General features: G+C 55.8%; 17 protein-coding genes. 7 read left to right on the top strand and 10 right to left on the bottom strand.

What is annotated here, in order from left to right; translation table 11 throughout:
• Window positions 1–89: 89 nt before the first annotated feature.
• Window positions 90–1,745 (top strand): heparinase II/III domain-containing protein, encoded by a 1,656-nt coding sequence (locus tag ACTHXA_RS10835; RefSeq protein WP_441672232.1) that lies wholly within the window; start codon window positions 90–92, stop codon window positions 1,743–1,745.
• A 25-nt stretch (window positions 1,746–1,770) separates the two neighbouring features.
• Here ACTHXA_RS10835 and ACTHXA_RS10830 read toward each other — a convergent pair whose 3' ends face one another.
• The 3 genes from ACTHXA_RS10830 to ACTHXA_RS10820 form a co-directional block, all read right to left on the bottom strand.
• Complete coding sequence (locus ACTHXA_RS10830) at window positions 1,771–3,597, bottom strand: glycosyltransferase family 4 protein (RefSeq protein ID WP_441672230.1); 1,827 nt, start codon at window positions 3,595–3,597, stop codon at window positions 1,771–1,773.
• A gap of 26 nt (window positions 3,598–3,623) precedes the next feature.
• Window positions 3,624–4,886 (bottom strand): UDP-N-acetyl-D-mannosamine dehydrogenase, encoded by a 1,263-nt coding sequence (wecC, locus tag ACTHXA_RS10825; protein ID WP_441672228.1) that lies wholly within the window; start codon window positions 4,884–4,886, stop codon window positions 3,624–3,626.
• A gap of 98 nt (window positions 4,887–4,984) precedes the next feature.
• The gene (locus ACTHXA_RS10820) at window positions 4,985–6,214 is read right to left on the bottom strand and encodes a glycosyltransferase family 4 protein (RefSeq protein WP_441672226.1); all 1,230 of its coding nucleotides are present in this window, start codon (window positions 6,212–6,214) and stop codon (window positions 4,985–4,987) included.
• A gap of 270 nt (window positions 6,215–6,484) precedes the next feature.
• On the opposite strand from ACTHXA_RS10820, the gene ACTHXA_RS10815 reads away from it, so the two are divergent.
• Together ACTHXA_RS10815 and ACTHXA_RS10810 are read left to right on the top strand one after the other, a co-directional pair.
• Complete coding sequence (locus tag ACTHXA_RS10815; protein ID WP_441672224.1) at window positions 6,485–7,429, top strand: ABC transporter permease; 945 nt, start codon at window positions 6,485–6,487, stop codon at window positions 7,427–7,429.
• A complete protein-coding gene (locus ACTHXA_RS10810) occupies window positions 7,419–8,276 on the top strand; it encodes an ABC transporter ATP-binding protein (protein WP_441672222.1) in 858 nt (285 codons plus the stop codon). Before ACTHXA_RS10815 ends, ACTHXA_RS10810 begins: the two co-directional genes overlap by 11 nt.
• 928 nt (window positions 8,277–9,204) lie before the next feature.
• On the opposite strand, the gene ACTHXA_RS10805 is transcribed toward ACTHXA_RS10810, so the two are convergent.
• Window positions 9,205–12,504 (bottom strand): glycosyltransferase family protein, encoded by a 3,300-nt coding sequence (locus ACTHXA_RS10805; protein ID WP_441672220.1) that lies wholly within the window; start codon window positions 12,502–12,504, stop codon window positions 9,205–9,207.
• Between the two features lie 596 nt (window positions 12,505–13,100).
• On the opposite strand from ACTHXA_RS10805, the gene ACTHXA_RS10800 reads away from it, so the two are divergent.
• Together ACTHXA_RS10800 and ACTHXA_RS10795 are read left to right on the top strand one after the other, a co-directional pair.
• A complete protein-coding gene (locus ACTHXA_RS10800; RefSeq protein WP_441672218.1) occupies window positions 13,101–15,269 on the top strand; it encodes a hypothetical protein in 2,169 nt (722 codons plus the stop codon).
• 275 nt (window positions 15,270–15,544) lie between these two features.
• Complete coding sequence (locus tag ACTHXA_RS10795) at window positions 15,545–15,910, top strand: hypothetical protein (RefSeq protein ID WP_441672217.1); 366 nt, start codon at window positions 15,545–15,547, stop codon at window positions 15,908–15,910.
• 136 nt (window positions 15,911–16,046) lie between these two features.
• On the opposite strand, the gene ACTHXA_RS10790 is transcribed toward ACTHXA_RS10795, so the two are convergent.
• The 3 genes from ACTHXA_RS10790 to ACTHXA_RS10780 all read right to left on the bottom strand — a co-directional run bounded on the left by ACTHXA_RS10790 (window position 16,047) and on the right by ACTHXA_RS10780 (window position 20,391).
• Window positions 16,047–17,675 carry a glycosyltransferase family protein gene (locus ACTHXA_RS10790; protein WP_441672215.1) on the bottom strand — a complete coding sequence of 543 codons (1,629 nt, stop codon included), beginning with the start codon at window positions 17,673–17,675 and terminating at the stop codon, window positions 16,047–16,049.
• A 404-nt stretch (window positions 17,676–18,079) separates the two neighbouring features.
• Window positions 18,080–19,600 carry a hypothetical protein gene (locus tag ACTHXA_RS10785; protein WP_441672213.1) on the bottom strand — a complete coding sequence of 507 codons (1,521 nt, stop codon included), beginning with the start codon at window positions 19,598–19,600 and terminating at the stop codon, window positions 18,080–18,082.
• Window positions 19,601–19,644: 44 nt separating this feature from the next.
• A complete protein-coding gene (locus ACTHXA_RS10780) occupies window positions 19,645–20,391 on the bottom strand; it encodes a DUF6270 domain-containing protein (RefSeq protein WP_441672211.1) in 747 nt (248 codons plus the stop codon).
• Between the two features lie 125 nt (window positions 20,392–20,516).
• On the opposite strand from ACTHXA_RS10780, the gene ACTHXA_RS10775 reads away from it, so the two are divergent.
• Together ACTHXA_RS10775 and ACTHXA_RS10770 are read left to right on the top strand one after the other, a co-directional pair.
• Window positions 20,517–21,518: an LCP family protein gene (locus tag ACTHXA_RS10775; RefSeq protein ID WP_441672209.1), complete on the top strand. Its 1,002-nt coding sequence runs from the start codon at window positions 20,517–20,519 to the stop codon at window positions 21,516–21,518.
• Between the two features lie 5 nt (window positions 21,519–21,523).
• A complete protein-coding gene (locus ACTHXA_RS10770; RefSeq protein ID WP_441672207.1) occupies window positions 21,524–22,342 on the top strand; it encodes a hypothetical protein in 819 nt (272 codons plus the stop codon).
• Window positions 22,343–22,399: 57 nt separating this feature from the next.
• Here ACTHXA_RS10770 and ACTHXA_RS10765 read toward each other — a convergent pair whose 3' ends face one another.
• The 3 genes from ACTHXA_RS10765 to ACTHXA_RS10755 all read right to left on the bottom strand — a co-directional run bounded on the left by ACTHXA_RS10765 (window position 22,400) and on the right by ACTHXA_RS10755 (window position 25,763).
• On the bottom strand, window positions 22,400–22,954 hold the full coding sequence (locus ACTHXA_RS10765) for a DUF3180 domain-containing protein (RefSeq protein ID WP_441672206.1): 555 nt from the start codon (window positions 22,952–22,954) through the stop codon (window positions 22,400–22,402).
• Window positions 22,951–23,970 carry a 2-amino-4-hydroxy-6-hydroxymethyldihydropteridine diphosphokinase gene (folK, locus tag ACTHXA_RS10760; RefSeq protein WP_441672204.1) on the bottom strand — a complete coding sequence of 340 codons (1,020 nt, stop codon included), beginning with the start codon at window positions 23,968–23,970 and terminating at the stop codon, window positions 22,951–22,953. The genes ACTHXA_RS10765 and folK overlap by 4 nt, the downstream gene beginning before the upstream one ends.
• A 95-nt stretch (window positions 23,971–24,065) precedes the next feature.
• Window positions 24,066–25,763, bottom strand: coding sequence for a hypothetical protein (locus ACTHXA_RS10755; protein ID WP_441672202.1), 1,698 nt, complete (start codon window positions 25,761–25,763; stop codon window positions 24,066–24,068).
• Between the last annotated feature and the right edge of the window lie 41 nt (window positions 25,764–25,804).

Raw genomic sequence — 25,804 nt, 5'->3', positions numbered from 1 at the left:
GGAAACAGCGCTTAGCCTACTAGGGCGCGATCAGGCACCCTGAGTAGCATTCGCTGTTTACCCCGCAGGACCCGTCAGGAGCAGAATAAGTGGATCGTAAGAGTCAGCGTCGGATGTTTCGCGGCGGGTTGGTCCCTACCCCTGCGAAGTACAATATTGATCCATTCCCGTGGCAGGGCGGCATCGATTACGACGAGTTCGCGGACGCCCCCGAGTCGTTTAAATGGTGGATGGCTTGCTTGGGATTCGTGAGAATCGTCTGCGTTTCAAATCCACTGAGCGAATCTGATGAGGCCGTCGTCACCGAGATTCTCACGGACTGGTTCGAGCACAATCCGCAAGAGAACCCAAAGAACTCTCGTGCCTGGGATGCACACGCGGTAGCGCTTCGCACCGAAGTCTTGGTGACCGCGGCCGAGCGCGTTTCGGACGACACGTGGCTGCGACCCCACCTGCGAGAACACCTCGAGTTCTTGGCCGCCGAAGAAAACTACGCCGGAAACTGGAACCACGGCGTGGACCAGGACAAGGCGCTCATTAGTGTGGGTCGATATCTCGACGACGAAGAGGCCGCTCGACTCGGCCTCAAGCGGCTGGAAGTGTCAATCCTCAGCACCGTGGATGACGAAGGGGTGACCGTCGAGCAGGCCGTTCACTATCACCACTTCAATTTTGTGCAGATACAAAAATACCTCCCGTTTTTGGGTGACGGTGAGCTCTCGGATGCCATCAAGGCGCGACTCAATGCTCGCCTCGAGGCAATGCCGACGTTTTTGGCGCACGCAACCCGCCCCGACGGCACGTGGTTCGAAATAGGCGACACTCCTCATCAACCGGCGAAATCCATCCTTAGAACCGTTGCCGAGTACGCCGCGACGGCAGGTGAGTCTGGGCCGAAGCCCCAGGAGTTGTTCAAGTCGTACACCAATGGCTATGCGTTCGGCCGTTCGGGATGGGGCGATGATCGACCGTTCAATGAGGAGTCTGCATATTCACTGCGGTTCGGACAACCGCGTCAGATTCACGGCCACCTCGATCACCTCTCTATTCGCTTCGTCACAGGCGGTGTCGAGATGATCAAAGACGGTGGATTTCACGGCTACACCGATGATGATAATCGGATGTGGCTGCGCTCCCCCTCGGCGCACAGCACCTTCATCGCGCATACGCGTCGGAAAAAGAGCACCGGTCACCCCAGTACGTTGACGTATGAGGACTGCTCCGCGGATTGGCGGTCATACACAATGACCGCCAACCCGGTCGAGGGCACGTATCTGACCCGAAGCGTAAGCTTCGAATTCGGTCCCGACATCATGGTGGTTTGGGACCGGGTGCAGTCGGAAGGGCAGACCGAAATTGAGCAGCGCTGGCTTCTCCCTGGCGAAACGCGACTCGACGCAACCGGCCAGCTGATCCGCGGCGACGGGCCAGTGGCGTTTAACGCAGTGAATCTCATCCCGACGAGTTCGATGACCGTGATTAATGCCGATCAAGAGGGAGCGCCGCTTGGCGCAACGGAAACCATGTACGAAATGGCTCCCAATGCATCAATCCAATACATGGATCACGGTCCCGACGGCGAATTCGTCACGGTGTTCAAGTTCGGTGTCGGCACCAATGATTCAACGCCGGCGTTGTTGAAGCGCGGTCCCCTGTGGAATCGCAACACTCGGGTCATTACCGGCGCCTCAAGGCTCGGGAAGCTGCTGCTCGACCCGGAGCGCGGGATCGTCCTGAAGCGCTAGACGGGGCTACCGAGTTCGCCCAAACCTATTCGCTATCGATATCATCCCCGACCGCATCGATCCCGTCGACCGGTTCCCGAGTAAGCACCCGTGAGTAAATCTCGGCATAGGTCTTCGCGTTCGCCGCCCACGTGCGAGTTTCGAGCGCCCATTCGCGGGCAGCTGCACCGAGACGGTCGCGCAGTGCTTCATCGCGCAGAATCTCGGCGAGCGCCTCGGTCAAGGAATCAATGTTCTCAGCTTCAAAGAGCATCCCGGTCTCACGGTGGATCACGAGTTCTTCGAGCGCTGGTAAGCGGGATGCGACCACGGGTCGCGCAACTGCCGAGGCTTCGATGGTCTTCATCGGTGTGACGTTACGAGTAACGAGACGGTCGAGTCTCGGGGCAACGAACACGTCGAGGGCCGCGTGATTCCAGATCGCCTGGGAGTGGTCCACTCGTCCGGGGAACTCGCAAATATCCGAGATCCCGAGGCGCTCGGCGAGTAGCTGCAACCCCGGTAATGACACACCATCACCAGCGATGCGCACTCGGAGTTTCGGAAACTCGGGTGCAAGACGCGCGGCAGCCTCAAGCAGGTACTCGATACCCTCGTATTCGACGAGGCTCGATACGGTGCCGATATACAGCGCGTCCTGGACAATACCGAGGGCCTTGCGCGCGGCGTTGCGGGTCGGCGCGGGTGCCAAGAATGCGCCGTCGACGGCGTTCGGGCTCAGCGAGATTTTATCGGCGTCGATGCCCGCTTTCACAAGCCGTTGGACCATGTTGAAACCCAGCGTGACCACAGCATCCGCGTCTTTGGCGACTTCGAGCTCTCGTGCGACGAAGCGCTGGTAGCGCTGCGACCTCGTTGCAGCTGCGCCACGGTTCGACGCCCAGGTGTCGGCGAGCAGTCCACGTATTTCATAGACCCAAGGAATCCCGAAGGCTTCCGCGACCGCGCGCACCGCCAGCGCGTTCGTGAAGTGCGTTGTCGTGTGCAGCACCTCGGGTCGGAACTCGCGTACCTGTTCGGCGAGCATCTCGGCATGCTGTTGCACCTTGTTGTCGAGCCCTGTCGCGAGTCGGCGCGGCGTGAGCCTGACATACGGAATCCCGTCAATCTGGTCGACGCATTTCGACCACAGCACGCCGACCTGCGCGGGGTACCCGGGGCGTGTGACGGCGCGCACTTCGCGATCTTGGCTGACGAGCGAACGCAGGATCGATTGGGTTCGCTGCGCATAACCGCTTTTGGTGTGCGGCAGTGAGTTCGTGAGAACGTGTAGCACCCGGCCAGGATGCGGAGTGTAACCATGCTCGCGGGGCACGGTCGGCACGAAGTCGCTAAACGCTTCTCGTTCGCCGATCATCCGTCGCGCGAGCGAATCATTGACCGGGTGCCGTGAGGCGATCGACACTGCCGCGTCGAGGTCGCCGGTGTCGAGTGCGAGGCGGGATGCCGTGGCGTACCAGGATGCGCCACGGCGCGTTTTCGGGACGGCCTCGAGCAAACGCTCGGCAATATCCAGCTGACCGATCGATATCGCTACATCGGCAACGTACGGCACATAGCGCGTTCGTGCGCGAGGAATATCGCGATCGAGGATTCGCCGCGCCAGGATTCGGAGCACCGTGCGGGCTTCTTCGTGGTTCCCAACGAGTTCGTAGCCGAGCGCGTTCACGCCGCGAGGGCCGCGCACTCGAAAGGACGTGAGTGCCCGGCCCAATACCAGGCGTGCCCCGCCTGGTAGTCGCCGGGCTAGTTGAAAGGAAAGTAGGAAGGGGTCATCGACGATGTGGCCGGACAACGACTGCACGATCAGCGAAAGGTTCGCCGACCAGGGTCTCCGCAGTGTGATTGCCACGACTCAGAGTCTAATTCAGTGCTCCGTTATCGCCAGACACCCTTGGTGTCCACAATGATCTTCTCCTTGAGCAGGTCACGGTCGAGCCCTTTGAATTCATCGTGGTCGACGAGCAGGAGCACGATGTCGGCATCCTGGACCGCCTCGACAACGCCCTGCTTGCGGATGTTCGAGTGTCGGGTCAGCTGCTCGGGTAGTTCGTCCACGTTTGGTTCGACAACGCGAATGTCGACATCCTTCACGTGGTCGGCGAGTTGGTCGACGATGTTGAGCGAGGGTGACTCGCGTAGGTCATCGATGTTCGCTTTGAACGCGATGCCGAGTGCAGCAACCACCGGTGCTTTGAATCGACCGGCAAGTGCTTCAACTTTGTCGAGGACGTGTACCGGTTTGCCGTCATTCACTTCGCGTGCGGTACGAATCAGGCGTGCTTCTTCCGGGGCCGCATTCACAATGAACCATGGGTCGACAGCGATGCAGTGACCACCCACGCCGGGGCCCGGCTGCAGAATGTTCACGCGCGGGTGGTGGTTGGCAAGCTCGATGAGCTCCCACACATCAATATCGAGGCGCTCAGCAATGATCGACAGTTCGTTGGCAAAGGCGATATTCACGTCCCGGAAGGAGTTCTCGGTGAGCTTGGCCATTTCCGCAGTGCGGGCATTCGTCAGCAGCAGCTCGCCGTCGCAGAACGTTGCGTACAGGTCGCGAGCAAGCTCGGCGGCTCGCGGTGTGACCCCACCGATTACGCGGTCGTTGGCCGACATTTCTGCCATGATGCGACCGGGGAGCACACGCTCCGGGCAGTGCGCGAAGTGCACTGTGTTGTCGTGCCCTTGTTCCAGGGTGAGATCGGGGCGCTCTGCCAAAACGAGCTCTGCGAGCTTCTCGGTGGTTCCTGGTGGCGAAGTCGACTCCAGAACGATCAATTCGCCGCCCTTGAGTTGTTCGGCAATCTTGCTTCCCGCCGCCTGGATGTACTTCGTGTCAACGGCGTAGTCATCTTTGAAGGGCGTGGGTACGGCAACGATGTATGCGTCGGCCGCCGGGGTGCTGGTCTGCGCGGTGAGCTTACCTTTGGCAACGACACCGGACAGAAGTGACTCGAAGTCTGGTTCGTAGAACGGCACTTCGCCCGCGTTAATGCGCTGTACGAATTTCTCGTTGACGTCTACGCCGATTACATTCGGGCCTCGCGAGGCAATAAATGCGGCAGTCGGTAGGCCGATGTACCCCAACCCGATGACGCTCACCGTCTCAAACACCGCTTCAGAAACTTCTGATGTCATTATTACCTTCCGTATTGTTCATTCGCACCACCCTCGGACAAGCTGGCGGTACCCTAGGCACAGACACAGCGTCGAAATCATGACCAATTTCGAGGCCGTTAATTTGCTATGCCTGCGAGAACTGCTTGGTACTTCGCTGCGAGTTTAGCGAACGAGACGTGTTCACGTGCCCACTCTCGCCCGGAATCACCGACGTCGAGACACATCCGATCATCGGCAAGTTGTGTCCACAGCGCTATTACTGCGTCAACGTCACCAGGCGCGATCACATTCCCGACCTTTGCCTGAGACAAGATTTCAGCCCCTTCTCCCGCCAAGATAGCCGTGACGTGACGTCCCGTCGAAAGCAGCTCATATAGCTTCGACGGCACTGTCCAATCGAATGGTTGCCAGTCGCGGAGCGTGGCGATCGTGGTGTCGGCCCATTCGTATTGCGTTATAACCTCGGCGGGATCGATCGCCGGAAGAATTTCCACTGGCGACCCCAGTGATTCGTTGAGTTCGATGAGTGCGGGAAGCGCGTGTCCCTCTCCGATGATGCGGACCTGCACGTCCACGCCTCGAACCAACAGTTGATGGGCAGCCCTCACCACGATGTCGAGGCCTTGGCTGCGGCCAATGGTGCCAAGATAGAGCGCCCGAAGGGCAGTATGTTGTGTGTCAAGCGGCGCGATGTTGGCAAACCGTTCAGCATCGGCGCCATTACGAATGACCGCCACACGACTCATCCCACGGTCTTTGAGGATCTCTGCGAACGCGTCTGTAGTGGTCACGATTTGGTTGGCCGCACCTTGCAGCCCGGTCACCCAGCGGTGGATGATCTTCTTCACGAAGCTCACGGGCCCGCCGCGGTCAGCGAGACCCGAAATGTGGGTGACGAGATCCGGCCACGCGTCGCGCATTTCGACTACGAGGGGGATGTGGAATCGTCTGGCGAGGCTTGTGCCTGCAATCAGCGTTGGGATGGCTGGCGCCGTGGCGATAATGACGTCAGGGACAAACTTCTTCGCGCGGATGAGATGACTACCTCGCGCTATCGAGGTGAAAGCTGACACGAGGTGGTCGAGTGAGCGAGTCACGATATCGCCGCGATGCGGCAGATACCCGACACGGTGCACGATCGCTCCGCTGGAATCACGATCCGCGCTGCCGGTACGGTAGTGGCGGCGATATCGCTTCGACACCGTCCCCGAAGGGTGATGTGGTGGCGGACAAAACACACGGACCTCGTGGCCTGCCGCGACGAACTCGCGGATGATCGCATCCCATCGACGCTGGGGGGCGCCGTTCTCGGGAGAGAAGTAGTGCGTTAATAAGAGGATGCGCACGCATTACCTTCCTGGCGGGGCACGGGAAAACTGCGGATAGTCTACTCCGGCAACGAACGTTTGCGGCGCTAGTACAGCCAAGGTGCCCCAACGCTTATGATGTCTATCGTGTAAAAATACTAAATGCGAGCGAGCTACTGCAGAATCGCTCCACCGTCGGAGGCAATCGCACTCAATTGTGCGGATCGCTGCCCGATTCCGGGTACGCGTTGAAGGGACCGAGATTTGGCACTAAGCAAACAGCAGCCCTCTCGGCCGCGGCAAATACCAATGAATGAGCCGCCACGCCATGTGGCCCAATCAATGTCGCGCGATGAACTTCGTCTCCGAAAAGAGATGCAAGCTTCCGACTTCATTTTCGAGGTCGAAGTTGCTTACGGAGACCTCAGCCACCTCACCAAAGTCGGCGGACGCCCTTCTCTCCTACAGTACATTCGCGAGATCTGGGAGCGAAGGCATTTCATTTGGCGCGAGTCTCGAAAGAAGGTCGCCACCGGTAATGCTCAAGACCGACTAGGCATTGCTTGGCTTGTGATTAGGCCGCTTCTGGATGCCATTTTTTACATCGCAATATTTGGCCTAGTTCTTCAAGCTGGCCATGATGTCGAGAATTACGTCGCATTCGTAATTATCGGTGTGTTTATGTTCCAACTCACGAGCGCTGCGATCTCCGGTGGCACTACCGCAATGCGATCTTCGAGAGCAATGATTCGTGCCTTCAGCTTTCCACGCGCATCGATCATAGTCGCAATACTCCTACGGTCCATTCTTGAACGACTGCCTGCAATGGCGGTAATGCTGCTGATAATTATACTGTGGCCTCCGCATGAATTACCGACTCTCGCGTGGGCACTGGTTCCAGCAGTATTTGGACTTCAGACAATTCTAAATTTCGCCCTAGGCCTCATTTTTGCTCGTTTCGGCGCTAGCTTTCCAGATATGGCGAATGCTGTTTCGTTCGTTGTACGTATACTTATGTACACCTCGGCAGTTATTTTTCCCATAACACGGTTCGAGGAGTTTCCGGTTGCGGTGTTATTCATTGAGGCAAACCCCATCTATATTATTCTGGAAATGTACAGAACAATACTTATCGGTGGAACGGTTCCGCTAGCAGACTCATGGATGTCTGCAGCCGCTTGGGCGTTCGGGCTTTGCGCCTTTGGCTTAGTGTGGTTTTGGAAAGGTGAGGAGTCATACGCCCGTGAGCAGTAAGGTCGAGCCGACAAAAGCAACGAACAAAACGAGCCCAACGGAGTCTAAGTACGGTGCAGTGACTGTTCTCGCCGATAATGTCCGTCTCCGCTATCGAACCTCGGAGGACGGCAAACGAGGCGGTGGGTTCCTGTCTCGTTTCCGTCAAAAAACTAGTTTTCTAGCGCTTCGCGGTATCTCTTTTGCTGCCCGAGAAGGCGAGTTCATTGGTCTTATCGGCAGAAATGGTTCAGGAAAGAGTTCGTTACTTCGCGTACTCGCGGGCCTAGAGCCACCCACGAAGGGACTCGTTGTCACCTCCGCAAAACCACAGTTGCTCGGCGTCAGTGCCGCGCTCATGCCTGACTTATCAGGTGAAGAGAACATTCAACTTGGGCTACTAGCCATGGGGATGAGCCCCACCGAAGCGCGTGCGCGACGCCAACGGATCGTAGAATTGGCCGACATCGGTGATTCGATTCGTCGGCCGATGCGCACCTACTCATCAGGCATGAGCGCACGTCTGCGATTTGCGATTTCAGTAGCCGCAGAGCCTCAGATCCTCATGATTGATGAAGCTCTCTCAACGGGCGACGCAGCGTTCATGGAGCGCTCAAAGCAGGCCATGAACGGAATGCTGGAGAAAGCAGGGACGGTATTCCTGGTTAGCCACGCGGCACAAACCGTCGAAGAGATGTGCAGCCGAGCAATTTGGCTTGATTCCGGTCGAGTCATTGCCGACGGTCCAGCAGTCAAAGTCGCTCGATCTTACCGTTGGTATGCGCACAACCTGGCTAAAGGTAATACCGAAACGGCGGCCAAGCTGATGAGGGAAGCCAACAGTGATTTGCGGGACCGCCGGACTTAATTTCGTTGAGTATTCTTATTCGGCTGGCGCACCTCGGTTTTCGGCGTTTAGGCCCGCCATCCGCCGCTAGACCTGACTTGGGTCAGATTAGTGTCCATTTTCTTCATCGGTTGAAGAGCTTGTGCCAGGTCGTCTGGAATAGGGTCGGCTGCGGTAACGGTATGGCCGTTGAGCGTCAGCGAAACTTCTCAACGTCGCGGACGGTGGTGATAAATTGCTTCAACGACCACCCCGCGACCGCCTCGGCTCGGCTCGACACACAATCGCTGTGTGGTGAAGACGAGTTGTTCGAACGCGGTTCGATGGCCCAGGTCGTCGCCGGACCGAAGCGTTCGGCGCGGGCGAGGAACCAGTCGCGGGTCCAGAGCCCGTCAACATCGCGGTGTCGTTCGGGAACGTGGGTGGGGTCAGTGGAAGTATTGGCCTTTTCGCCCCATGAGCAGGGAGTGTTTGGCGATGGCCGTGAAGGTACGGTCGAAGATCGTGACTTTTGTGCTGGTGAGCCTCCCGCAAGCATCCCTTCACAAGGACCAGGACAGCAGACGAAGTCCTCGCACAAGCCAACCCAACCAACAACTCCAGAAACGCGTCACTATAGGTCCAAGGGTCAGGTCTGATGAGTAATTGGGGATTGACTTTCGAGTCGATACTAAGCAATAGCACTCAACTGGCAGAAATTGAGGTCCAAGTCTCTGATTGTTAATAGCGATACTGGTGCGAGCCTTGAGGGAGCACACGATTCTCACAGCGCTGACACCCGACGCGGTAGTCTCGATCTAGATACAGGCTGGCATCTCCCAATATATACGCAGCCCTTAGTCGCACGAATTGAATAAATTCCTAACACGAAACCCTGATAAACAAATCGAGCCAATCTAAAATCTTAACCTAAGGCGGAGCGAAAATCAAAGCCCTGTCAAATAGTCGGTCAACCAAGGTAGGAGAGATGAGAACACCGCTCCGGGTCGACAAATGAGTTTTCCACCAGTTTCAGCTCCTCCAGGATGGTGTTCACTCTCGATAACTCAGCTCGAACACGAGCGGCAGCCCCTTGTGACAAATCAACAAACAGATCTGGATCATTTGCAAGGCGTTCAAGGTGGTTAGAAATCTCCACATAATCTTCACCAGGAGCAAGCAATCCGCAACTCTCATCAACGAATTCAGGTATAGCAGCAATGCTATTGCTAATTGGCACTAGACCAGAAGACATTGCCTCACCTCGAGAAACACCCTGAGTATCCATCCTACTCGGGACGAGGAACACTCCGTGAGTCTTGTGCAACGCCGCAATTTCTACGTGAGTCAAGAATTCATTATGAATTTTAACATTATGAAAATCGCGGATCGGCTCAAGCGTCGACTCAAATAAAGACCCCTCACCATAGAAAGAGAATTCAAACTTATCGAACAGCCTGCTTCGTTTCGAAAGTTCAATAATCGCTTTCACGCTGAGGTCGTTCCCATAAATAGGTGAACTATACGGCCTAATCGAGAGGACTCTAAATCTCTGCTCCGGCCTCTTCTGCTCATAAGTAAATAGTTGTGTGTCGATGTGATTATGAATAATAGAAAATCGACCATCAGGAAGTCGTTGGCCATGATCCGAAAAAGCCTGCTCTGCGAGGTAAGAAGATACGAAGACGAAATGCCAACCCTCAGGAGGAGAGGTGAACACCTCCGACCACATCTTATGCCGTTTCCGCCAGAGTTCTTCAGCCTGTTCTTGTGATTCAACCGTCGAATACTGTGATTTTCTTCGCCACCATGGCTGAATTTCAAAACCATGAATCCAAACGATAACTCGAGCAGAGGACGTGGAGGCCTTAAGTGATTCCCAAATATCCGGAGTAAGGAAGTGTATCATGATGCTTGTATGATTGTCCGCATCCACAGTTTCCCTTAAGGTCGCGATGTTGCCAGTCGCAACATCAAATCCAGCAAAGTCTCGAAATCGCAAATCCCTTTGGTTTGGGATCGCGCAGTAAACCTCAGAGTCAAAGCCAAGTTCCTTATAGGCCCTCAACCGCGATGCGACAAATCCATTCCTATATAATGATTCATAGGAGGGAAATATATTTGTCACGACAAGGTTCTTCTGCCGTGGAACAAGGGGATGAGCGGCTGTTTGACGAGCTGCACGCGAATAGTTTAAAATTGATGAGACCCCAGGACCCATGACGCGAACCCCGACCCTTATTTGGGAAGTTCCATCCGGCCATGACACTGTGGAATTAGCAGAATTGGCAACCATAGAGTGCCCCAGACGAGTGCCCATGCTGTCAAAGAAGATGAGAGTCAACATTAAGTTGAGGCCGGGAGTCGCCTCAAAGTACACTTCCCCGCCGTTTGTGGACGGAAGCATTTTGGGCTCTAAAAGAGATTGAGAATATGCATAAGTATGTTGCCCCTCCGCCAAGGTGGAAGAGATTTCAAAGTTTCCATCATTATCGAGGGAATATTCAACATTTCTCACTTTATTAAGATCTGACAATAACCACTCTATAGAAATTGAATTATCATCGTCAGCTCTACTTAATTCCTTCTCCGGCGACAGCTGATCGGCATAATTCTGAAAATCATCAAACGAAAGGCCTTGGTCTATTGAAGGTGATTGGCATGTCTGTAGTTCATTGTGAGCGCAATGCCTACCGCCCTTCATAAATTCTAGAGTGGAGACCGCCAGCCCCGACACGCAGAATTCGGGTTCTAATAATTCAGGCGAAATTTCTAAGTTGTCTACCTTCAGCATTCCGCGTGCAAGAGGAATATCTCTTTGATAGGTCCAAGACTTTCCAGGATTAACTCGACTAACAAATCCGTTTTCATATTTGAAATGCTCAGCGTGTCCAACCGCTGACACGTCGGCCCAGCGTAGAGCATCTAGAAGGTCCAGCAGATATTCATCACCATACCAAGAGTCCTGTTCCCAGCATGCAAGGTGCGTATGACCGTCTCGAGCAATGGACTCTCTAACAAGGATCTGATCGTAAGAGATACTTACACGCTCGGACGAAAACTGTCTGTAAGCTTGCGTGTCACCTTGCTCACACAGTAAGTAAAGCCTCCAATTCATTACTGTCTGTCGTTCAGCCAGATTGACCAGGTAGGATGCCGCATTCACACTCGACACGTTCGCGATAATCGCAATCGACGGTACAGTGTTCGGAACGAGTGGGAGGTTCACACGTCGCGCGATCTCCTCTAAACGTTGCGTATAGGTATGCTGCCTAACCACTTTTCGGAGCGCAAGTGCCCGCAACCTTTCTGAACCGTTGGGAAGCGCCCTAATCTCCGATATCCTCCGATTGACCTCAGAGGCCCCATCAGTTGATATAGTGAGATCGCCAAAAGCAAGACGTAAACCTCGCGAGAAGTTACTTACAATGACTGTATTGCATGCTAATAATTCAAATACTCTTCTGGCAAACATAGATTGACTGCTTTTAACGGAGTTGAGATTTAAATTATGAGTGTAACCTTTGTACGCGATATCAATATCACGGGGATCCAGAGTGCCAACAATGTGTTTTGAAATAGCGTCCGGAAACTTATGATCAGGATGATCGTCACCGAAGTTCCGATCATATATGTGAAAATCACCCAATTTTAACAACTCGGGCAGCAGTGTATCAAAATCTTTGTTTCGATCTGAATATTTTCGATAGTATGCTCCGGCGAAGGCACATCCTTGAAGTCGTTCGAAAACTTCGACAGGGTTGTGAGTTGCCAATTGTGCAGCGAACGGTAGAAAATAAACATTGTCGTGTTTCAACGTAGCACGATATCGTGGTATGCAATCGATGTCTGTCGTGAAGACATGATCAAATTTACTCGCTGTTTTGAGGAAGGTCGAAAAATGAACAGGATCTTCCTTGTTCCAGAACACTGTAGGAATATATCGGTCTCGACACCATTCCAGGATGCCTAACAACTCGGGCCCACAACGATGCACTTCGTTCCACCATGTGTTGTTGTGCCCCCGCCAAGCAGATTCCACAAATAGCAAATCAGGCTGCGACGCGGTCAGCTCAACAAGCCAGTCCCTCATGGTCAGCTGCTGAAAATCAGCCTCAGGCTCGAATGATCCAAAAGAGAGATTATCAAGAATGCACGCAACGGTTAAATTTCCTGCCGCACCTTGCCTCTTACGAATGGAGAGGCCTGAGTCTTTCAAACGTCGTTCGGTTATAGTCGCTGGAACAACCGAAATCAGGTCTTTCCCCATCCTTACAATTCATCCTTATCTCGAGAAATTTTTATAATTTTGGCAGGAAGTAGAAGTATTTTGAATAGCGAAGTTGACTCTCGCACCGCGACCCCTGTTTTATAAGTCTTACTCTTACGCAATCCATTTAGTATGGACCGATATTTGGAGTACTGAGCCAATGCTTCCCTAGTCTTATTGAGCTTAGATCGAAGAAGCTCACATTCGTCATTAGCGCTGATAAGTTCTTGCTCAAGGCCTTCGACCGTCTCCTGGAGGTTGAGAGCTTGTGCTCTCAGTGCTTCCACCTCAGACTCCACTTGAAGCTCACGTTCCTGAGCTGAGGCGATCCATTCACGTAGGACTCCCAAATCCTTCCGAGATAGAGTTCGTGCCGATGATGTGGGTCGTGATTCTAGCCTCTGTGGTTCTCCTGTCAACCCGTGACGCACAGTGGAACACTGGTGTTTAGTCAAGCCATAACTCCTTAGGACATCGGCGCAGTTCGCAACCTAATGAAGTAAAGTTCCGATCAGTGTACTTTGTATCGTCAGTCGGTACGGCTACGGTCCGGTTCACAGGGTACTAGGCCGTGGAAAAAGATTAGGTGGGATTCGGTGGTTAATTTTCCGGCAAGCGTGTCGTTAGCAAGTTTCATCGAGACAGCGCAGTCGGTCAGGAACGAGTGGCGACAGGCTACAGTTCCGCTCGGGGACGAGATGTCGCTGGACATGCTCCTGCAATTTCGTCAGGCTGGTGCGCCTCTACTTGTATTGATGCCCGCAGCGCAGTCAAGAGGATCAAGGCAGAATCCGGTCTTCCACCGCTGGGCTTGGGCAGACAGTTTCCCCAGCGCGAATATCCTTGTACTTAGCGAGCCTACTTTGTATAAATCGGACTCAATCTTGGGTGGTTGGCTAATGTCCTCAAGTCAGGATTTGGCAAAATCCATCAGCCGTGAAGTGAAAACAATTGCACATGCGTGGGGGACCGAACCAGGAGCCACGCTCTACTATGGCTCGTCGATGGGTGGCTTTGAAGCAATTCAACTAGCAGCGCTGGACCTCCACGGTAACTGTGTCGCGGAAGTTCCTCAACTTGACATGATGACTTATGAGTTTCCTCAGTCTCTTGAAGAAATTGAACGGCATTTGTTAGACACTTCGTTTTTGCAACATAGGAAGAGGTTCCCTGAGCAGGTATCTGTAGTGGATCGGATTAGGAGCACACAACGGATACCAAGAATGAGACTTCTCACGAACTCGGCAGATTCTGAGTTTGAAAATGTGCTGAGTCTTGGTGAGCGATTGAGCAATGTTGTTGCGGATAGCGTGGGTTCCTTGAGTATCGACGTCGCCTACGAAGCTGTTGGCCACAAACCCCTTCCTCGGGACGTCGTCGTGCCAATCATAAATGATGAACTCGATCGCATATCAAGTAAACCGAATTCATCGACCCTCAACACACGTGGCAATGATGAGATTTCTGATAAAGTTGGATTCAGAGAGAGACTGCAACAGGGTCTCGATCTGGCAAACAAGGTTGAGTTCACACGCACGCGTGCTGATAGGACAATTTATCTCGCTGCGTTAGATTCCTTGTATGCAGCAGCTGACATTGATGAAACTCAAGACATTCCACTTCGCCGGGCGTGTGCTTTGCTTAAGTCTTGGGAGCTACGCTACAGTCCTGAACTTTTTGAGACTGCGAAACGCGCTCTCGCACGAAAAGAGTCTATCGAGGCGGCTTCATATGTTTGCCGAGGAATCCTATCAAATGATGAATTTGAAGATATTGATACGCACCTGTCGAATCTCCGTAGCACGCTAATGAATCCGGAGGTGTTGTGTGTTGTTGACATTTTCCGTGCGATTGCAGCATACAGTGCCGGAGATTTAATCGGCTACGAGCGCTCCGTTGATCATATTCGAGATTCACTGGAGCCGTCCTTTAGCACGTACATGCTAATCCCTTTTTCGACTGTCGCAACTACAGCATCAATAGAGCAGACAAGAAATAAGAAGCACCAGTTTACTTTCGAGATAGATGCATACTTAGACGACGTCAATCAGGTTGAGTACAGCCTTGTTGCCTCTTGCGACCTCGTATATCTGGAAGCATTTGGTCAATTCTTAATCAGCTCATTCGATATCGCATCTCGGAATAACTCTATTTTAGTGATAGTAGTTTTGGGAAGTGAAGAGGACGCTCGTCCAATCATCTCAAATTACGGGGTAAGTTCGAAACGAGTTAAATTCGTTTTTATTGATACCGACTTAGGAGCCAATGTCGGTCCGGTCTCATCACTCGTTAGATTTTTGGCGGTCCCAGAGCTGTTAGCCCGAACAAATGCGCCAGTTCTTTTACTCGATATCGATGCGGTAATCAAACAAGATCCCATGGAATTAATTAATGCGTCCACTGACGGCGATATCGCGTTACGCATACTTGGCGGAAACCTTGCTCCATGGGAACGGTATGCCGCAGGCATCGTCGTATTTCAATCCTCCGAGGCAGCCATGGACATCGCCAACTATGTTCGTGAAGCCGGACTAGCGTTGATCGAACCTGGCTCGCCACAATGGTGGATAGATCAGAATGCGCTGGAATATGGTATTCGTAAGTACACTACTTCCGGGCACGGGGCGCCTAAATTGGTTAATTTACTTGGAGTGTCGACTGATTCCCTTGTCCTACCAGTCGGCCCAAAGGACACGAAGGTGACGGTACTGCGGAATGCTTTGAGCGATCTCCAGAACGCCACGTCTCATATCGGGGAAATCTAGACAATATCACTGTCGTGTGTCGCGGTTACATGGTAGTTATCCCGTTGTGCTGGAGCGAGTACCTACAATATTGGGAAATATTCACTGATTACAATCAATTCTTGTGGGGTTATCCTTCGCGTAGGATGTAACTGGCTTTTTCTTTCGAGGAGACGATGTTCAGGCGCGACTGCCAGGATCGGACAGGAGCGTCAATCGTTCGAAGTCAAAGGGAGGGTGGGAAATTGCTAAAGAAGATTTCTGTCCCCTATTTAACTCGGTATAATTCAGGTTATGTGACTAACCTCAGTCAAGGTCTGCTGTATAAGCCTGGATTGATCGCTGAGTGTCATGACCTTTGGCGGTTGGAACGATCATGTCGGTTGTTGACATCGGATCGTGCGGCGCGGCCATTTTTTTATCGCGAGCTGGACTCGTTCAAAGCCCACCTGACCGTCGTTTTTGCTGCGTTACCTGGCCGAATCCGCGACTGGTCGGTGATCAGCGCGGTCGTGAAAGCGGTACGGTCGTTGCGCAGCGCTCGGATTGCCGTCAACGGTGATGAGCAAACCATCCCTTTACAAATCCCCAGCGAGCTCGCGCCCAATATCAAGGCATTGCTTGAAGTCGCAATGGGGCACTGCGAGGATGAGGCAAGTTAGGCCAATTGACCTAGGCAGGGTTTATTCTTGGCTCGTCCCAACGCCACGAACTCCGCAAGTTGCCCTTGTTTACTTCTGTAGCAACACGCATTCTTAAGGGCACTCCCTCACTGTGAATAAACGGCATTGGCTATGCTCATGCCGTTACGTGCCCTTCATTGTAACCGGCAGATTCTACTCTAGAATTTGCAAGAACTTCGAGGTCATTGACTTGCCATGTGTGCGATTGCATTCCTCGATTCTGGATAAAATTAAATCGATCCGATGAATATATTTGTCCACCCTGTTCGATCACTTTGAGGAGAAAGCCCGAGTCTTCTCCTCTTGTAACGTTTGCGAAACGAGACTGTTTAAATGTCGCGCGATTGCCGACGAACGTCGGTCCAGCTAGAAATGTGGTCCATCGATGCTCACGTTCTGGGCTGCGTAGAACGATCCTGTCTTGAGCAGCAAGGTAAACATAGACAGCTTGTTTTCCGAGAAGATCAGCGTTCGTGAATTTTAGGGCATTACTGGCGTCCAAGAGATAGTTCGCACCATAAAAATCATCATCGTCGAACTTGGCGACAATCTCCCCATCAGCAAGATCAACTAGGCGGTTCAAGCATTCACCAAGTAGGACATCATTCGTGGCACTTGTCAGAACTACATCATCGAGCCCGAGGTCGTTCGCCTTAGCACGGAAGTCTTTCTCATTTAGCTCAAAGTTGTGTGTCAACATCGCGAGTTGCACAGGTACGCCGACTTGTGATGCCACCGTCTCGAGTACATGTTCGACTTGATAGGGACGGTTTGTGGACACCATGACAGTCACTGGTTTTGGAGCGGTCGCGGTCTCATCGAACTCGACCTTACCTGCACGAAACACCTGCGATGCACGGTGAGTGTAGGTGTGTGAATTCCAAATTCGTCGCTGTGCTTTATGTACCATCCGGTCACGCATTTGCGGGGACCGCTCGAGCGCCCGCAACAACCAGCCAGCTTCTTGCTGCTCGCTCACCACTGGTACCTCATCCTGAGGGAAGAACTGCGGAATCGCTGCGCTTGGCGCGGATACGACCGGGGTGCCCGATGCCGCAATCTCAAAGACACGTCGGGCACACATGCTCGGACTGTCCACGACCGAATTCACGTTGAGGAATACTTTGTGCATCCGATACGCCGTGAGCATCTTTTGGTACGGCAAGGAACCGCGCACACGCTTGTTCAACGGCTTCGGGAACTGGTACCGCTCATCACCACCGTCGAATCTCGAGTAGATCTCCAGTCCGCGTTCCATACGTCCAGACACCTGATCTGCGGCACCGAGAAGCATCTCTATCTGCTCGCGTCGCTCGGGAAACTTGTGGCTGAAGTACATGCCCGCGAACGCCACGTCTCGTTTCTGATGAAATTGTGGGAGGCGAATCGGATTGTGTATTGCTGGCGCAGCCGCAAAGCTGAGCACGTCTATGCGATCGTGATCAAGCGCCTCCTGATACTTCGGCAGCATGTTCGCGTCACTCGTGAATACGACATCAAAGAGCCTCGCAGTGTCGAGGAAGTCGTCGAAGTGTGGGGGGTCCTCTTTATTCCAGAACACCGTGGTGATGCCCTGTTGTTTGCAGTGCGCCACGAGCGCGCGGAGTTCAGGAGCGGGTGCCTTCGAGCCGGTCAACTTGTACTGCCAGGCACCACCGTTGCCGTTCCATGCTGACTCGACGAACAGCAGGTCTACGGGTTGCTTGTCGAGTTGCTGGCGCCACCACTTCGGGGTGACCTGCACCGTTTCGAACTCGTGACCCCAGGCTGCGAGCGAAAAGTCGTCCATGATGACCGCAGCGCGAACGTCTGGGAAAGTGAGCGGCAGCTCTACGGGAATGTAGTCAGGAATCGAATTCGCGAGCGTCTCCGATGGAGTTGCCCCGCTCTTGGGTTTTACCGGACCAACGAGGGCCGTGCTCTTCGGGAGTTTCCGAATTGCGCGTTCGCGCCGTTCGAATTCCACGACACGTTTGAGGCCCCCATCTCGAAAGTGCCAAATGGCCCGGCGCCACCGCGCGCCAGGTGGACGATCAGGCAATCTCAGACTCCTCGGGTTAGCTTTACGCGGGGCAAGCCGTCAAGCCCCGACAACAGCGACCAATTCTGAGATTGGTAACGCCTACGAATTTCCTGTACGAGAGTCAACTATAGGGGCTGTAGCGCGGTATATAAAGATTTTGACTCTCGATCCCGCATCGGCACAGCCAACGCCGTAAGGAGCAATCTACGAGAGTTCAGCACCGGAGCGGGCGTCGTGGCGAGGTCATACTCGGAGTATCCGGCTGCTCCCCACTTACTCATTCGATGTTCCCAGTGAAAGAAATCGTAAAAGTCGTGACCGGCCAGTGCTTCGGTTGAAAACTGAGTCACCACCTGCCATTTTTCAAATTCTTGAAGAATCTCTGCATTTTCAGCAAATTTTGAGTATGCAAATTTCTTTGCAAGGACGGCCGGTGTCGGTTCCGGCGCACTCTTATCGGTGAACATACCCGTGATGATCCCGCCGCCCACGCCAAATATCGTTGCCGCCTTCGCGGGTGCACCGAGATACAGTGCATTCGCGAGATTTGCATAGCGCTGCCAGGTTGGGAACGTGCGGCGATAGAGATCAGCCATGGCAGATGTCGGTTTCATCTGCCCGACATCGAGCACAATCTGGGGCAATCGAGCCGCTGCTGCCAGGCGGTTGGCCGTCACGAGATCCTCATACGTGCTCTTTGAGGACACGTGAAACGGGTGATACGTCAATGCGACTGCCTTCGCATCCTGAAGATCCGAGATTCCCGCGCGCAGGATCGCCTTTGAATCACTTCCCGCGGTAAGCGCGAGCACCGTCTGCGGTGCAACGGCGATCCAATTGCGAACCTGCTGCTGCAGTTCTCGACGAAACACCGCCGCAGCCTCCTCAACAGACAGCTCACGTCGGTCTTCTCGAGGGAAGAACCGTTCGTAGCTGACGTCCCGGCCCTGGATAGTGAGCCGACTGTTCGCGAAGACCTGCCCGACATCGTCGTGGGGTGTGATGAGACCAGGCAACCACTTCCCCGCCGGCGACTTGTAGTCGGGATGCCGCAGGACCCAGCGCATCCGTTCTGATGAAAGACCGCCCGCGAGCTCCGAAAGAATCGCCGTGTGTGAGGCTAGCGCAATGCCGCTACCGATGTCGTGCCAAAAACATGACCTCGACGCCATCGGGTCGCCGTAGACATCGAGGACGTCACCCCGCATCACGAAGACGATAAACCGACCTGACAGCCACGTAATCGCATCATCCGCTGCTCGCCGGGAGACTTCGCGCCCAGCACCCGCCTTCGTGATCGTTTTGAGCAGCCTCGACGCAATCTCGCCGCGCCGTGCAGGTCCACGATCGTCAAAGACCTGACCGAGGATCAGGACTCCGGTTTGCTCGCCGTCCTGAGCTGTCGTCGTTGACAGGGCAATTTGATGCTCAAGCACCGAGTCGAGGCACACTCGCCACTGGCCGAATTCCAGGTAATCCCACTCTTCCCGCGGGCTGTAGCCGGCTGCACCGCGCGTGATCAGAAACCCCTTCGCAAAGATGTTCTTGTAGCCCCAGATCTTGTAGCCAGGAAGGAGCTCATGCTGTCGACGCTCGAGATCCTGTAGTGCTCGCAGCCGTTTTGTCTCGGCACGTCGTTCGAACATGCTCCCGATCATTCCTTCGTCGTCGGCCGGTCTGCAGCGATCACTTAGCCGCGGCGTTGTCGCACATGCTCGTCGATCGCTTCGTGGATTCGCGCGTATACGTCAGAAGTGTAGTGGAAAGGGGCTGGGCCCCAACGATGATCGGGGTCAGCGACCGCGTCATCGATACGAAACACCGGCAGCCCAAGCTCTTCGAGATACGCGTAATAGCGTGCAAACATCGAATTGGCTTGCCCAGAGCTCTTCCCCATCGACAGAGGCGTCGGCATTCCCTCGACGTCGACAGCTGCCCAATTCACCGCGAGTACGAGCACGCGGTCGCGATAGCCTAAAGCATCCAATTCGGAGAGGAAGATTTGCGCGGCATCCGTCCAACGGTTGAAATGCTCATCACTGCCGAAGCGCACAACCCGCGCCGCTTCCGTTGCTTCCGAGAACTCCGGGACGCCGAGCACATCCACGCTGCGAGTAATTACCGCCCCATCACCAAACTCGAAAATGCCATGTCGCTCATCCACGAGGTCCCAAAGCAAGACCTCGGGTTCCCCCGCTGCCACAATCGTGTCGAGCTGGTGGCCCTCAATATCGCGCCGGACATTGCGGAGTTGGAATCGATTCGAAGTCGTATAGTGCTCGGGAAGGTGTGCCGATGCATCCGTACCCGCAGTTAGCAGCGATTGACGTGAGACATACGCGAGAATCGGATACACGGTCCGGTCCATCGTCTCAAGCGTGTCGCGACTCACGCAGCTGCCAAAGATGGTGACTGCCACCGGTCGCGAAGGGTTCATTTGACCATCATAGGTAACCACCTGCAAAACAATGGGTGAACAGGTTTGCGGTAAGTACCAGCCATGTGGTGGCAGCAACGCGCGAAAATCACCGTTTGCCGCTACAACATGGGACAATGTCGCTCATGACAACCGGAGAAACTTCGTCACGCCGACGCCGTCTCAAAGTCTGGCAGATCGTACTCATCGTTCTGCTGGTGTTAGTCGTCGCTGCTGCGGGAGTCGTCTGGTGGAGCGTGCAGTCGAAACTGAACGAGATCGAAACAATCGAATCCGCCTTCCCCGACGAGTCTCTTCGCCCAGACGCCGTTGAGGTGCCCGAGGGTGAGAACGCCCCGTTGAACATCCTGCTGCTCGGCTCTGATTCACGCGCTGACTCCTCCCAATCGCTCCTCGAAGACCTGGGGAGTCGCGCCGATACGATCATGGTTGCGCACATCCCTGCCGACCGCGAATCGGTTCAGTTGATGTCGATTATGCGTGACTCATGGGTAGAAATCCCCGGTCACGGTGAAATGAAAGTGAACGCAGCCCTTGCGCTTGGCGGCATGCCGCTGATGGTGCAGACGGTGGAAGGTCTGCTGGACCAGCGCATCGACCACGTCGCGATGATCGACTTCAACGGGTTCAAAGGCGTTACCGATGCCCTCGGTGGTGTGACCGTGCACAATCAGAATGCGTTCTCCCAGGCCGGCTACGACTTCCCGACTGGGCCGATCACTCTGGATGGCGACCAAGCTCTGGTCTTCGTGCGCGAGCGCCAATCCTTCACTGACGGTGACTACCAGCGCGTCGAGAACCAACAGCTGTTCCTGAAGGGCGTGATGTCCGCGGTGCTGTCGCGTGACACACTCACCAACCCCGGCAAGCTCAATAATCTGCTCGGCTCGGTCACGCCCTATGTCGCAACCGACTCTTCGCTCAATGGCTCGGTGATGTTCGATCTCGCGCAATCAATGTCCTCGGTGCGCATCAGAGACGTTACGACGTTCACGATGCCGACAAACGGTACCGGCATGATCGGTGACCAATCGGTCGTACATGTCAACTGGGACGAAATGGAAGTCCTCCGCGAGAAATTCGCGACCGATGACCTCGCAACATACGATCCGCCGGCGCATCCCTAACCGCCGTGATGCTGAACGAGGACCCGATCGAGTTTCACGATCTCGAAGGGGAGACGATTGAAGCGGCCGCGCCGGTGCCGCTTACCGCGCGTGAGCGACTCTCGGCACTCATTCGAAAGCCGCTGTTTTGGAGCGGCGTGGTGGTGGTGAGCGCCGGTGCTGTGGTCGGTTCCGCGGTTGTTCCGACCTGGTTCGACGAGCACAGTGCGACGGTTCCGTTCTCGACCCACACGGTTGCACCGACGGCCGCGGCCACCGCTTCGCCGACAGTGCCGCAGTCGCCATCTGCCTCGCCGACATCGACGCCCACTGCGCCGGAGGAAACGACCGTAGAGCCGTCCGAAGACAGTTCGGGCATAGATGCGGCGACAGATTCCTCGACCGATGCCGTCGGTGATGCCGAAGGGGCGGGCGGTCCACCCGTGAATGGTGACGCCGGAACCGGAGGAAGCGGGCCCGATGGCGGTGGTGGAACTGGCGGTGGAACCGGTTCTGGTTCGGGTGGCGGATCTGGATCCGGTGGCAGTTCTGGGTCAGGCGGCAGTTCTGGGCCCGGTGGCGGTTCTGGGTCCGGCTCCGGTTCTGGATCTGGCTCCGGCGGGAGCGGTAGTGGCTCAAGTACGTCGTCGAGTGGTGTCGATGGCGTCGGTAGCAACGCATCCTCGGGGAGCAGCGACACGAATACGTCCGCCGATGGCGACACGATGGGTAGCTCCGACGCAGGCGCTGACCCAAGCTCCAGTGCAGATGCTAATGCCGATGCAGTCGGCGATTCTGACTCTGACGGCGACCCGGCGCCCTCCGGAGACGGCGGACCGAACTAGGCCGACGAATTCTCGCGAAGAGAAACCGATGCGGTTTGCCTTGCAGCGAAGCGCCGATTAGCTCGGTGAAAGCGTTTCAGCACCTTCGCCGTCCTCCGGTGGTAGGACACACCAGGATTCGGCAATAATCCCAGCGATCACGAGGACCGCCGCAGCGATCGTCGCGAACACCGACTCTGCCACTCCCGAGCCGACCACCGTGCGGGTCAATAGCCAGGTCAGCGCCGCAGCCGAACCGCCCATGAACAAGCTTCCGGCCAAGCTCGAAGCCTTCGCGAGTGCAACCGCGAACGTGGCCCGAAATGGGTCGACGCGAAGCCGACTGACCTCGCGCGCCGCTGCCTGCGCATCCTGAGTCTCGGCCGCGCCGTTTCCGTGCCGGTGCGAACGGTCCAGGGCTTCATTCGCTTTGCGCACTGCAACCGTGTATCGACGAACGGGCCACGCGATCGCGAGTACCACCACCGCGAGCCCGAGCAAGGTGATAGAAAAAGGCATCGAGGGCAGCAGCGTGCCGCTGCCGTTCGAGGTCAGCCATGTCTCTGCGGCCCAGCCGACGGCGCCGCCCGCGAGCACAAGCAGCAGAAGCAGCCACGGGTTCGTGCGTGTCATGCCTGATACCGCTGCACTTCGTCATTCGTTTGCTCGAGCAGCTGTCGAATCGGACCTCGGTTCGTGAGCGCGGCTTCCGGTTCGATCTCGGCCCAGGGCGCGAGCACGAAAGCACGCTCAAAGGCGCGAGGATGCGGCAGCGTGAGCCGGGCATCCTCGAACTCGAGCCCGCCGTGCTCGATGAGATCGAGGTCGAGAGTCCTGCTCCCCCACCGTTCCTGGCGGACGCGACCGTGCGCATCCTCAATCGCCTGCAATTGATCGAGCAACTGGTGTGGGGCCAGATCGGTATGCACCGTGATAACAGCGTTGAGGTAGGAAGGAACGGTCTCATCAATGCCGTGCGTCGTGAGCGCGGGTGTCTCATAAAGGCTCGAACGGCGGTGTGGCCACACGCCTTCGATCGTCTCAATCTCATCCATCGCGTCGCGTATCGCCGCTTCACGCGCACCAAGGTTGGCGCCGAGCGCGATCACCGCGCGCGAGTGCGGCAGACGTGGTACCTCTGGCTCGGCGCCCTCGGGACGGTAGCGAAGTACCGACACCGTGACATCCTCAAATCGCAACTTCACGGGAGCCTGCGGTTTGTGCACCGTGATGCGCACTGCTTGTGGGCCGGAAAACGCGAAGGTCACCGCGGCGAGCCGTTCCGCGAGCGTCTCGAGGAGGTCGACCGGCTCTTTCATGGCGACTTCGTAGAGCGCGCGCATGAGGTGCCCGTAGTGCAGCGTGTCTTCGATCTCGTCCGTCTGCGCCGCAGCCCGCGTGTCGATCCAGACCTCGGCATCGATGTAGAAGTCCTGCCCGGAGGCGCGCTCGTGGGCGAAGACGCCGTGGCGACCGTGCACGTGCAGCCGCTTGATCGTAATGCGATCAAGTTCCGGTGCGGGCAAGGCCGGATGCGCTTCCGGACCCGGGCGGGTCGGCATCAGCCTGATTGCTTGCAGTGCAGGGTGCACCTGGGCGCCGTTGGGTCCGACTGGCGTGGAGCTCGCGGCAGTCGCGTCACCGTTCATGAACGCTCACCGAACTCGTACCTGTGCTGCCGTGGAGTCATGCATCCATCCTGCCCCATCTATGCTTGATTGCTGAAGTTCTCGATCGCTCCGTGTCAATTGCTCGTCGGCTCGAGAACGAGCATCGTCGTGGATCCCGGCTCACTGGCAACCGTGAGCGTTTGATTGCTGCTCAATTCGAGTGCCGCGAGCTCATGATCAACCGGCACCAGGGCGCTGAGCGTGCTCGCTTGCGCAGATAGCGCATCGCCGCTGAGCTGGGAACCGCTGACGGGAGACCAACTGCTCGGTGCATCCTGATCGAGCCCCTCGGGCGCTGCCACCTCAACCGGTATCGCGTTGCTCGTCGAGGCCGGATCCCGAAGATCACTGATGACCACCGTGATTGAACCATCGTTGCCAAGCACGGCGTGCACCATGATTGTGCCGTCGCCGTCGACCGTGGGGGACAGCATCACACCCTCGGGAATCCAGCTCAGTTGCATGAGCGCCAGATAGCTCGTGCGGCCCTCGAGGAGCACCCCCGGGTCGCCGTAACTGCCAGTCGCACATACCGGACTCATGGGGGCGCCACCTTCGCAGGCCATCAGTGTGGAGTGGAATGCGATGCGCTCAGCTCCCAGTTGCGCCGCGGTGAGGACGTAATCCGTAGTCCACAGTGCTTGAGCGTGGGTGCGCGAAGTTTCGTTGCCCCCTGGGCACGAAGTTGGGCCCGTTTCTTCGATCCACAGCGGTAACCCGTATTCCGCTGCGGTCGCAGCCCCCATACCGACAATCTTGTTTGCGCTTTCGCGCAGTTGTGGTGAAACGAGGTCTTCCAACGTCGGATTCGCGGTTGAGGTATCCGGCCCTGCACAATCCCACAGCGGATACCAGTGCATCGACAGCGACTGCTTATTCGGCAGATTCGAGTCGGCATACGCACGCCACCACGGCGCGTCGTAGGCTCCCGGACCGCTGAAGGGAGTTCCCGGCGAGGCCTCCTCGATCGTTGCACCAAACTCCTCGAGAGACTCTTTGTATTCCGCTGGACCCCAATCTTCGCCCCGCGTCGACCTCTCCGGGTCGGTTGGCTGGAAATAGCCATTGGGCTCATTGCCGACCGTGACGGCGACGAGGCGCTCGCCAAAGATCTCGCGCGCGTGTGCCGTCATATCAGCCGCACGATCAGCGTCTTCGCGCGCGAGACTCACGACCAAGCTGACCGACGCATCCGCTTCTTCGGCAACGGCAGCGACATGCTCGAGATTTTCAGGGGTGACGGTGACTTCAGCCCACTCAGGCATCGGTTCGTTCGAAGACGTCCACCACAGGTACTTATCGCCGCGGATTCCACCGAAGCGCAACACGGGATTCTGCACGCCCGCCAGCATCTCGCCGATATTCGAGTCATTGGAACCCCACATCGGCGATGCTAAATCGGTCCCTTCAAAACTGAACCCCACGGTGCCGTCGAAGGGTGTCGTTTCAGACTCAAGAGCGAAATCCGTGGTGACCGCACCCTCTGTCAGCGTGGACGCATCGGGCAACTTAAACGTGGGCGGATAGGGATCAAAACCAGGAGCATTTATCTGGTTCGCCGGGTCTGAAGCCCAGGACTCTTCAATGTCTTGCGGATAAGAAGGCCCCGGCGTCGAGGTGCTTTGTCCAGTATGCGGCTCATCACTTCTGGGGAACACCGCCACAATTATGATGAGTGTCGCAACTGCCGCCGCCGCGATAATCGCCAGGTTTCGGCGGCGAATCTTCGTGCGTTCGGTCAGCGGGAGCGATGCCGAGCGTCGTTTTGCCATCCGTACGACGATATCAATGCCCGCCTGTCGAGGTGCGTGGG

Origin of the sequence: Gulosibacter sp., from assembly GCF_052090685.1 — a bacterium.
Taxonomy (GTDB): Bacteria; Actinomycetota; Actinomycetes; order Actinomycetales; family Microbacteriaceae; genus Gulosibacter.
Note: the sequence above shows the minus strand (reverse complement) of the source record. Positions and strands in the feature narration are given on the sequence as shown.